Source organism: Abiotrophia sp. (genome assembly GCF_057275535.1).
The window spans coordinates 160,816-170,244 of the sequence record NZ_DBHIRJ010000006.1 but is presented as its reverse complement, the minus strand read 5'-3'; the positions used below and the strand labels follow the sequence as shown (position 1 = coordinate 170,244).

Below are 9,429 nucleotides of genomic sequence, written 5' to 3'. Positions count from 1 at the left end.
CTGCCATCCAGAGCCTCATCCTCCGCATAGATGAGATGCAGCTAGAGATTGAAGCTAATAAGCTAGTCGTCAAGACCATAGACGATAGACTAGCTTCAATGGATCTACGCATTACTAAGATTGAGACCCTACTAGAAGAAAGGAAATAAGCAAATGAACTTAGACAATAGATACTATGATGCGCTCAAGTGGCTGGTACTAATCTTCCTGCCCGCGCTAGCCGTCCTAGCTTCAGGCCTAGGCGACCTCTATGCCTGGGCGCCCACTAGCCAATTAGTGGCCACCATTAACCTAGTCGCTGTCTTCCTTGGCGCACTCATTCAGAAGTCCAGCCTAGACTATTGGAAGAAGGGCGGTGACGACCATGGGACAGGCAGATAAACTTATCAGAGTAGCCCAGAGCTACCTGGGCACTAGCCAATGGTCTGACGACCACTTGACCATGGTAGATGCCTATAATTCAGTCAGCCCTATCCCAGTGGGCTACCGAGTCCAATACGGAGACGACTGGTGCGATATCTTCGTCACCGTCTGCGGGGATGAAGCAGGCATTAGCCACCTAATTGGCCGAGAGTGTGGAGTACCACGCCACCTAGCTTGGTTCCAGGAACAAGGCATCTGGCTAGGCCAGGAATGGCCACAAGCAGGAGACATTGTCATCTTCAACTTCGACGGTGGGCCAGTAGACCATATCGGTATTGTAGAGCGAGTCCAAGCAGACGGGTCTATCAGTACCCTAGAAGGTAATTATAATGGCCGAGTGGCCCGCGCCTACTACGACTGGAACCACGAGGCTATTGCGGGTTATGCCAGACCACGCTACGACCAGGACAGCCAAGAGCCGGCCCCCGCATCATCAGAAGACACCTCACCTAGTGACGCCCTGATTACCTCAGTAGCCTGGGATGTTATTCGGGGTGAGTATGGGAATGGAGAAGAACGGGTTAGAGAGTTGACTCAGGCTGGATTCGATTATGATGTAATACAGAGAAAAGTAAATTCATTACTAAAATAGTATATTAACCTGTGAGCTTAGCTTACAGGTTACTTTTATTGATAAGAATGGAGTAGAATCATATAATACAACTAAGGGACTACAGCATTTAGGAGGGCAAAATGGATAATATAATTGACACTAGAGATAAAACAAGCTTTAAAATTAGCTTAAGAAAACTATTTGATATAACAGATGAAGAATTTGAAGCCTATGCTTCACGTAGCTCAGTAGAGCCATGTACTGATTCGTGGGATGAAAATATTCCAGATGATATAAGAGAGAGCGTGAAGGCAAAGGTATCAAAGAACATTGATAAATTCAAATATATTTTGGTGTACCACATTGGGCATACGCTTAATCCGGGGAAAAAAATTGATAGCTTACTACCATTAAACAAATTGTTAACCCAAAGGACGGAGCTAAGCGAGTATCTTGAAGTACATGGATTTGCATTTTTGCATGAAGGCGATAGGATAACTGGCGTGTTATACAACGACTTACAACTTAGCGAGGAGCACCTTAGTAAATCAAGACTTGATCTGAGGCTATCAACGGGTGAATACAAAGACTCTAGAATTAGTGGATATTTGTTTCCCATTAAGGAGTTAGGACTCACTAGTGGGTTAAAATATTTTTATTTCCCGGAAATTTTGTGTTTGTTTAGAGATGCAGTGTCGTTACTGGGCTTCGAAGACCCAGACCGAATAGTAGAAGATTATAAACATAATCGGGAAACTCGGATTTATACTACATTGGTCCCGATTGATAACATACATATTCCAACGGATTTTGATGCTAGGACGGATTTTGAAACTAAGGCTGAATATATATACAGAAAATACTTTGCTAACCTTAATGACTATATGAGTAAAGATGAGAAAGTAGCTCATTCTTCTGCAATTGTGACGCTTAAGGAGGGAGTCTCTATACCTTCGAAGGATATAATTGATATAGATGTATCAAATCCGAAGAGTAGTTAATCATGAATGACAGGCTTACCCGGCCTGTCTTTTTATCTTGACAAACAGAACATACGTTCGTATTATATGGGTGTGAGGTGATAAAAATGGAAGTAGTACCCGATTATGAGGACCGTGGCATGAAGAAGTGGCGGCCCTTCTATTCAAGCCCTGAGCTACGCCTCAGTCTCAATAGTGTCATGAACGAATTTAAGCAACCTTATCAGGCGCCGCCTCAGATGACAGCAGAAGAAATTGACCAGGCCCTGACACGGGCCTTTCGCTATCAGGAGCGGGTCAAAGTAACCTTATCTAGCACCTGGGAAGAGCGCCATGTCTACCATATCGGGCGCATCATTGGGCGGGCTCAAGGTTATGTAATCCTGGAGCGCATGCCCATTGAATACGAGGATATTCGCCACGTTGAGGCTTTGCCGGAAGTGAAGTGGTTTGAATGACGGACGATCCACGCTTTCCCAAACGCGATATTCTCTGTATCGACTGCAAGTCCTTCTTCGCAAGTGTAGAGTGCGCCGAGCGCGGCCTAGACCCCATGACGACTAAGCTCTGCGTGGTCTCCCGCGCGCATCTTAAGGGTGGGCTAGTCCTAGCGGCCAGTCCCCGTATGAAGGCTGAATATGGGGTGAAGACTGGGACGCGCGTCTTTGAATTGCCTAAGCGGGACCCTGAGATTTTCTTGGTCCCGCCACGCATGGGCCTGTACGTCCAGCGCAACCAGGAAATCGTCCGCCTCTTTCTGCAATATGTGGCTCCTGAGGATTGCCACCCCTATAGTATTGATGAGGCCTTCCTGGACATTACCAGGAGCCATGCGCTCTTTGGCTCGACTTATCAGATTGCCCGACGTATTCAGACCGAGGTTATGAAGCATTATGGAATCCCGACCTGTGTGGGCATTGGGGATAATATGCTACTAGCTAAGCTAGCCCTGGACAATGCAGCCAAGAAGAAGCCTCCTTATCTGGCCTACTGGTCCTATAAGCGGGTGCCTGAGACCCTATGGAAAATGGAGAATTTGTCGGACTTCTGGGGCATCGGTTCGCGGACTAAGGCGTCCCTAGAGCGATTGGGTATATATACAGTGAAACAACTGGCTCACGCAGATCCGCGAAAGCTCAAGCGCCACTTCGGGGTCCTGGGCCTAGAACTCTATCATCATGCCAACGGCTTGGACGGTAGCCTTATCCACCAACCTTATCAGGAAGTCAGCAAGTCCTATGGCGCCTCGCAAATCCTGGAGCGCGACTATTGGTCCATGGAAGAAGTGGCCCTAGTCCTTCGGGAAATGGCCGAGCAGGTGGCCGCGCGTCTTAGGAAAGGTCATCAATTAGCCAGCGAGCTGTCGCTCTTCATTGGTTACGCGCATGATGAAATTCCCCGCCATTCTGGTGGCCAAATGCAAATAGAGGCCACGGACGCTAGCCACAAGGTCATTGAGGGAGCCATCTATCTATTGAAGAAACACTACCTGCCTCAACCAGTCCGCAGTATCGGCATCTCAGCGGGTAAGTTACGCCCCAAGGACTATCAGCAACTGTCCCTGTTTGAGGATGTGGAAGAAGTCAAAGAGCAGGAGGCCCTTGATAAGGCGGTAGATAAGATACGCGAGCGCTATGGGTTCGGTAGTTTGGTGCATGCGAGTAGTCTCCTGCCTGGGGCAACGGCCATAAAGAGAGCGGGCCTTATTGGTGGACATAAAGAATAAGATTGCCACTTATTCAATCCCCCATGCAATTCGTCCGTCGGCGAGTTCCCGCTTCCATAACACAGAGACACTCCTGTCAAGGCCGGCTGAATAGACGCCGTAGGTTTAGCCTTGACAGGAGTGCCTCTGTGTTATTCCAGTCGACCACCGACGGACGAATTGCATGGGGGATTGGGCAGCGTCATAACCCTTCCCCAGCATCCGTCCAGAGGTGCGGGTCCAGCGCGCCACGCTGGCGAGGGTGTGGGGCCGAGCCCCACGAGTAGAACGAAAATAGAAAAGGGAATATATATGACAAGTTACATTATTATAGCAGGCAGAAATGCATAATTATCTGAGTGTAATTCATAAAGGTGAAGTAATACATATATCGTAACTAAATTCTTGGTTAAGTAGGCTTTGATGGGTTTTTAAAGTATCATTTTTCTGTTTTTGTTGATATAATGAACTAGTGATTGTGTATTCTAAACACGTGTTTATATATGAGTTAGAGAGAAACACAAATGATAATTTTTCGGGACTAACGAAATTCAGAATATGTAAGATAAGATAGTGAGGAAAACATGAAAAAACTAAATACGATAGATTTATTTTCGGGAGCAGGCGGGCTTAGTCAGGGGTTTGAGCAAGCAGGCTTTAATATTATTGCTGGCATAGACTTTGATGATGCAGCGTTAAAGACATACGCCCATAACTTCAAAAATGCTACTAGCGTGAAAACTGATTTATTTGATGAAGAGCAAGCAATCGCAGATATTGAAAAAGCGATTGACGGAAAGAAAGTAGATGTTATTATTGCTGGCCCCCCGTGCCAAGGCTTTAGTTTAACTGGCTCTCGAGATATAAATGATTCAAGGAATAAGTTATATGTTGCAGTGGTACATGCGGTTAAGCATTTTAAACCAGATGCGTTTCTAATTGAAAATGTACCAGGGATGGCTACCTTGTATGGCGGAAAAGTAAAAGAACAGATTGTCAATACATTCGAAGATATGGGGTATGCAGTTTCAGTCACCGATAAGCCTTTGTTAGCAGCTGATTTCGGTGTGCCGCAAATGAGAAAAAGAATGTTTTTCGTAGGGTTTAAGAAAGAAAAAGGATATTCCACTTTTGAATTTCCTTCTCCATATTTGGTACCAGAAAACTATATAGGTACTGCTGACGCAATATCTGATTTACCTTCATTAGAGTATGACCTTGGTCATGAAGATGTGGCATATGAAACTGAGGCTGTAAGTGAATACCAACAAATGATGCGAGAGGGATCAGATACAATTCATAATCATATCGGTACTCGTCACACAGAAGAGGTTCAGTGGGTGATTAGTCAAGTTCCAGAAGGTGGAAACTATAAAGATTTACCACCAGGCGTAGGCGAATCACGAAAATTTAATGAAGCATGGACTCGATACCATAGTCAAAAACCATCTAAGACTATTGATACTGGGCATCGTAATCATTTCCACTATAAGTGGAATCGGGTTCCTACAGTGAGAGAAAACGCTAGGTTACAGTCATTCCCAGACAGATTTAAATTCTTGGGGACTAAGACTCAACAGAATCGACAAGTTGGTAATGCAGTGCCTCCTCTATTGGCACAAGCTATTGCCGAAAAAATGAAATCCCATTTTAAGAAGGGTTGAGAATGAGCAGATTAAGAACAATTGAGCTGTTTGCCGGAGCTGGTGGACTAGCGGATGGTTTTGAGCAGACCGGTAAGTATGACCTTCTTGCCTCAGTAGAGTGGAAGATTCCTCAAGTGCGGACACTTAAGAAAAGAATGTTAACTAAATATAAAATGTTAGATGCAGACGATAGAATTCTACATTTTGATATTCAGCGTACAGAAGAACTATTGAATGGGTGGTCCAAAGATGCTGAGTTTGCGTCAAGTGAAGGATTATATTCACTAGTAGGGGATAATAAAGTTGATTTGATTTCTGGAGGGCCACCATGTCAAGCCTATTCTCTTGCGGGGAGAGTTCGTGACGTAAATGGAATGAAAGACGATTATCGCAACTTTCTATTTGAGGCATACATAAGAGTCGTCAAGGCATTTATGCCGAAAGTAATCGTATTTGAGAATGTTGAGGGAATACTTAGTGCGATTCCAACAGGGGAAAAAATCACCGAGTTAATTCGCAAAGCCTTTGATGATATCGGGTATGAAATTATTGATGATTTAAGACAGTTTGCTTTAATTGATCTATCGAAGTATGGGGTTCCACAACGCCGAAAAAGGGTGATTATTATTGGGATTCGCAAAGATTCTGATATCGACTATCAAGAGATACTGAAGCATTTTTATGTTGATATTTTAGCGAAGCATCAAGAAGAAACAAAAACTGTAAAAGACGCTATTGCTGATTTGCCACCAATCTATCCACTTGAGGTTCCATCTAGACGCAATGCATATGATAATAATAGTGGCATCAACGGACACGTAGCTAGATACCATAGTCAGAGAGATCAAGAAATATTTAGTATTCTCGCACAGGATATTGAATCTGGGCGTGAGGAGTACGCTTCGATTGAAGCGCTGAAATCTCTGTATTATAAATACACAGGGAAGCAATCAAATATTCATAAGTATCATGTACTTAGATGGAATATGCCAAGCAATACTATTCCTGCACATCTTAAGAAAGATGGATTGAGACATATCCACCCTGATCCATTACAGAAACGGACAATAACTGTACGTGAGGCTGCAAGAATTCAAACCTTTGATGATGATTTCATGTTTGAAGAGAGTCAAAGTGATAACTATGAAATGATTGGGAATGCTGTCCCACCAGTATTTGCCAAAAAATTGGCTCTATCGGTACCTATACTATTAGACATATTAAAGAAAGCAGAATCCAGATAGCAAGGAGCAAATTACTATGGTATATAATGCTACAGCGGCACTTAAAGACTTCCAAGATATTCTCAGTGATTTTGAAGTAGTTGAGGTAATTGATAATACGGGTGGTCAGGGGCAAGTAATCGAACTTAGCAATGGGGAGAAAGTTGTTGTTTTTCTAGCCCCAATTGGATATAACTCTAGTGCGAACAAGCGCTATTTTGATGCTAGAGATAGTGGCGCAAGCAAGAGAATTGTCACTAATCAATACGCTTTAGAGCATCATTTGAAATATTTTTACCTTGGAGTTCGACCGGAACTATATGGTAATGAATATGTTTTTTCCCTGGAATGTCCTGAGGGTATTCTACAACAGACTTCCGGGAATGTTGGCGCAAGACGGGGTGATGTGGGGAATCAAATAAACTTCAGCAGATCTTTTCAGCCTACCGGGAGCTTTGAGCGCCTTAGAACACAACAAGGGATTTATATCTCTTGTATTCATAAGGATAATCTAGAATCTTACTTCAGCATGTATGACAATCGGTTGATGCTTGAAATTCTTAATAACGAAGAACCGCTAGATCTCCAGGAAATTGAGCAAGATGTGTCTATAGGCAATCAGGTTCAACCAAATGATGTCGGAGAAGGTCAAGTTGATTTAATTTGGAATAAAATTTATTATGGAGCACCAGGTACTGGTAAGTCTTATGGTGTTTCTGAGGAAATCAAATCAATGTACCCTGACTATATAGAGGAAGAACCTGCTGAATATGTGGTTCGTACAAGTCTACATCCAGAATATACCTACAGTGATTTTGTTGGGCAAGTTATGCCAGTTAAGAATGGTGAGGATATTACTTATGACTTTAAGCCAGGAGTCTTTACGAACGCCTTGAAGAAGGCAATAGAATTACCGTCAAGAGTTGTCTATTTAGTACTCGAAGAATTATCGCGAGCAAACGTTGCAGCTGTATTTGGTGACTTGTTTCAGTTGTTAGACCGAAACGATAATGGCGTTTCGCAGTATAAGATTTCAAACCCTATTATCGCTAAAGAAATACACGGTGATAACTGCGAAAATGATGATATACGATTGCCAGCCAATCTCCTTATACGCGGGACTGTTAATACAAATGACCAAAATGTGTTTGTCATGGACACAGCCTTTAAACGACGTTTTGAATGGGAGTACGTATCCACTGAACCAGTGATAGGGGCCAATGGAGAATTTTTGAATAACCCAGAAATTGAATATCAGAGAGGAAGTAAAATTAGCTGGTGTGAATTTTATCAAGCTGTCAATGATTATATAACTAGTGAGATGGAGTTAGGTGAGGATAAGCAAATAGGCCAGTTCTTTATTAAATTTGCCGACCAAGACTACAGTGAACGTAATCAAACATTGATTCAGAATAAATTACTTCAATACTTGTGGGAAGATGTCGATAAAGCATCGTTTAACGCAAGACTATTTTCTAGCGCGATCAAGAACTTCTCTGCCTTATACAAAAAGTTTGGATCTGGAGAGAGGGTATTTAGTACTTTGTTCCTTAATAGCTTAGGCAAACCAAATTCTAATACAACGCCAACTGAGGCAGACACTTCAGTAACTGAAGGTGAGTCAAATGCCGAAACGGAAGAGTAAGATTGTTTTTCAAATTGATGGTCAACCGCTGTTAGAAGAAAATAGAAAGAGCTTCTCGCTATCCGCAGAAAATAGAGATTTCAACTTCTATCGGAAAAATCAACCGATAAATAACTTTGTGGGGATTGTAATTAGGCCAGATAGTGACGTTCTTGTCTCTCTGCCAAAGCACTACTACAATCCAAAATTAGATTCTATAAGCGAATATGATGCGGAGCTATTATTTAGGGTCTTACTTAAGCAGCAAGTAAAAGAGGGGTATAGATATAGCGCAGACTCCGATGATTTCGAAATTTCATATCCATTTCAGGCTTTCTATAATATTCTTAAGTACTACAAGCAGTATGGGTTATATCGAGAAAGCTATGAGATAACGAAACCTGGTTACCAGGGCAAAATATCCTGGAAGGATACAATTCGAAAATCATCAAACATTATCAATAGAGGAAACTTAATATTTGTACCTCTTCATATTAAGAAAACCCTGGATAGAGATGTGTTTTTAAGTGAGTGCATGTCATTCGCCCTTACCTATACTATTGATACCTTTCCATTCTTAATTAAAGAAAAAGTATCCTTGACTAGAAGTGAGAAACTTGATTTTTGGAACAACAAGATGTATGTCATAAGACGACTTCGTAAAATTCAAGGAGAGATGTTTAAAGATATTCATAAAAAGCTAATTAGAGACCTTATAAATTTTTACTCTGAGTTGGATAATTCAGGAAGTATCTTTATTAAACACTATAATTTTGAATTGGTTTGGGAATCAATGGTTGAGAGTTATCTTAGGAAGCATTTTGTGGGAATCAACCACTCAGAAGGCGGTATTTCTAATGTGGGATATTCAAAAGAAGGATTAGTATTCATTAAGAATGGGGATAAGAAACTCAAATTTCAAAAAACTACTGAACATGTAGACTCTGCAAGAAAATTTCGGCTTCAGCCAGATCATTATGCAACTGAAACTGATTCAAAAGCCAGAAGTATTCAATACATCTTTGATGCAAAGTACTATAATGAAATCACTGACTTGAATTACAAACAAGTTTCCTATCACGCCTTCCTACGAAATCAAGCCGACATTACCCACAGCGCGCTTATTGCGCCAACTGAGCCCCATGGTAAACTTATGGGTAGCCGGAAGCACTTAGAGATGAATCCAAACTATTACAATAATATAGAAGAAAAAATAATTATTTGGGAGCATTACTTACCTATCAAGGAAGTTATGGAAGATTATCTGAACTAGGA

The 9,429-nt window shown here is 42.1% G+C and carries 9 protein-coding genes; all 9 read left to right on the top strand.

Going from position 1 to position 9,429, the window contains the following annotated elements; all coding sequences use genetic code 11:
- Positions 1 to 153 precede the first annotated feature (153 nt).
- The 9 genes from ACO53F_RS06465 (at position 154) to ACO53F_RS06425 (ending at position 9,427) form a co-directional block, all read left to right on the top strand.
- The gene (locus tag ACO53F_RS06465) at positions 154 to 381 is read left to right on the top strand and encodes a phage holin (protein WP_303886851.1); all 228 of its coding nucleotides are present in this window, start codon (positions 154 to 156) and stop codon (positions 379 to 381) included.
- Positions 365 to 1,015, top strand: coding sequence for a CHAP domain-containing protein (locus tag ACO53F_RS06460; RefSeq protein ID WP_485137785.1), 651 nt, complete (start codon positions 365 to 367; stop codon positions 1,013 to 1,015). The genes ACO53F_RS06465 and ACO53F_RS06460 overlap by 17 nt, the downstream gene beginning before the upstream one ends.
- 101 nt (positions 1,016 to 1,116) lie before the next feature.
- Complete coding sequence (locus tag ACO53F_RS06455; protein ID WP_485137784.1) at positions 1,117 to 1,977, top strand: hypothetical protein; 861 nt, start codon at positions 1,117 to 1,119, stop codon at positions 1,975 to 1,977.
- An 86-nt stretch (positions 1,978 to 2,063) separates the two neighbouring features.
- On the top strand, positions 2,064 to 2,414 hold the full coding sequence (locus ACO53F_RS06450) for an H-type lectin domain-containing protein (protein WP_485137783.1): 351 nt from the start codon (positions 2,064 to 2,066) through the stop codon (positions 2,412 to 2,414).
- Positions 2,411 to 3,682, top strand: coding sequence for a Y-family DNA polymerase (locus tag ACO53F_RS06445; RefSeq protein WP_485137782.1), 1,272 nt, complete (start codon positions 2,411 to 2,413; stop codon positions 3,680 to 3,682). Before ACO53F_RS06450 ends, ACO53F_RS06445 begins: the two co-directional genes overlap by 4 nt.
- A 563-nt stretch (positions 3,683 to 4,245) precedes the next feature.
- Positions 4,246 to 5,325, top strand: a complete 1,080-nt coding sequence (locus tag ACO53F_RS06440) for a DNA cytosine methyltransferase (RefSeq protein ID WP_485137781.1) — start codon at positions 4,246 to 4,248, stop codon at positions 5,323 to 5,325.
- Positions 5,326 to 5,327: 2 nt separating this feature from the next.
- Complete coding sequence (locus ACO53F_RS06435; protein WP_485137780.1) at positions 5,328 to 6,551, top strand: DNA cytosine methyltransferase; 1,224 nt, start codon at positions 5,328 to 5,330, stop codon at positions 6,549 to 6,551.
- Between the two features lie 16 nt (positions 6,552 to 6,567).
- On the top strand, positions 6,568 to 8,175 hold the full coding sequence (locus ACO53F_RS06430) for an AAA family ATPase (RefSeq protein WP_485137779.1): 1,608 nt from the start codon (positions 6,568 to 6,570) through the stop codon (positions 8,173 to 8,175).
- Positions 8,156 to 9,427, top strand: a complete 1,272-nt coding sequence (locus tag ACO53F_RS06425) for a hypothetical protein (RefSeq protein WP_485137778.1) — start codon at positions 8,156 to 8,158, stop codon at positions 9,425 to 9,427. The genes ACO53F_RS06430 and ACO53F_RS06425 overlap by 20 nt, the downstream gene beginning before the upstream one ends.
- The last annotated feature ends 2 nt before the right edge of the window (positions 9,428 to 9,429 follow it).